Consider the following 1649-nt stretch of genomic DNA (forward strand, 5'->3'; position numbering starts at 1 on the left):
AACGTCCTAGCTCGGGAAGGAAACGCGGTTTTAGGCATCAGGTCACGGGGCATCCGAGCGACTGGATACCTTTGAATGGTCGCCCAGGCGGGCTCCGCCGTCAAGAAGTGGTCTCTGCCATAGCAAATACAGGGTCGGCCTGGTTGCCGCCCTCACCGTCCTTAAGACGAGATCCTAAATCCCAAGCGGAAGGCCCGAACATTATCTACGAGGTCGCGTCATGCGCCTCCACGGCCCTTTGAGAGAGAGGTCCTTCCGCCTGGGCTCGTCCCTTCAAAGAAGGGGCGATAGGGTTCGCCGGATTTGATCACGGCGTGAATGGTGCGCGCCATCTTGGCTGCGATAGCGGTATAGGCTTTGCGTCGAAGATCCGGATTGTGACGATCTTGAGCGATGTAACGCTCGAATTTGTCCCGGAAGCTGTTCGCTTTCTTCAGGACCGCCGTCTGCCCTGCGAGCCACAATGTGCGGCGCAGGCGAGCGTTGCCATATTTGGAGATCTTGCTGCGGCCGCGGAACATGCCGGACTGGACGGTGGCCAGATCCATGCCGCAAAACTTCAGAAACTGACGGTGATGGTGGAAACGGCGCAGGTCGCCGGTCTCGGCCAGAATGGTCAAAGCATTGATCGGCCCGATGCCGGGGATGGTGCGCAGCAGTTGATAATCGGCCCGGCCACCCAGCAGTTCGACCGCCCGATCTTCGATGGCATTGCGTTGCCGGATCAGGCTTCTGCCCTCGGCCAGCATCATGCGAAACATGCGGATGGCATCTGAGTCCGGCGCGACAGGTAAACCGGCAGATGCCTTTGCTGTCTCGTAAATATCTGACAACATGAGGGTCTTCTCGACTTTACGTCCGACCACTTCCCATGCCGCCTTGGTAAATTCCTCCTTGGTCAGGGCCGATATCATGTGCGGAGAGGGGAACATCTCGAGGAAAGCCAGGAACCAATCGGTGCGCGAGCTGCGATGGAAACGATCGGCTTCTGGAAAGTAGAGCGGCAGGTAATGTGTCAGGATCCGGTGCCACAGCTCGGTCTTGGACCGCGACACGGCATCATGGGTCTTGGACAATTCCTGAATGTCATTCGTGCCGGCCACCATCGGGTCCTGAAAGATCTGCACAGCGCCGATCTGCAGCATGTGCAGGATGACTTGGGCATCCTTCGGATCGTTCTTGTCCCAGCTGTTGTGTAGGGCCTCCCGCGTGCGGGCCAGGGCGACCGACGACACCAGCTTCAGATCGAACCCGGCGACGCCAAGATGATACATCAGCACCCGATGATAGTTGCCAGTCGCTTCAAAGCCGATCCGGACAGGCAGGCCGTATTCCCGCAAGATCGCGATCAGGCGCATGAAGTCATCGGTGCTGTTGGTGATCATCAGGCGCCGTCGCCGCGTCTTGCCCGGAACGGCAATCAGCACCTCGTGCCGGTGCTTGGAAATGTCGATGCCTACCAGAACACGGGCATCCGAAGTATGCTCAACCTTGGCCATAGCCGGTCTCCTCTGTGGTGTGGTTCGCAAAACCACCATAGAGACCTGAGACCCGGTTATGGCCGCCTGCTGCGCAATTTGTGGGCTGCGCAGGCGGCCATAACCTTCAACAGCGCGCCGTTCCCAACATGCTACGGGACAGAGTTCACC

General features: G+C 58.8%; 1 protein-coding gene. It reads right to left on the bottom strand.

Annotation, left to right across the window (positions count from 1 at the left end):
• Positions 1-218: 218 nt before the first annotated feature.
• Positions 219-1499, bottom strand: a complete 1281-nt coding sequence (locus Q0330_RS19190) for an IS110 family transposase (RefSeq protein WP_299483510.1) — start codon at positions 1497-1499, stop codon at positions 219-221.
• Between the last annotated feature and the right edge of the window lie 150 nt (positions 1500-1649).

The organism is uncultured Paracoccus sp., from assembly GCF_937873615.1.
Lineage (GTDB): Bacteria > Pseudomonadota > Alphaproteobacteria > Rhodobacterales > Rhodobacteraceae > Paracoccus.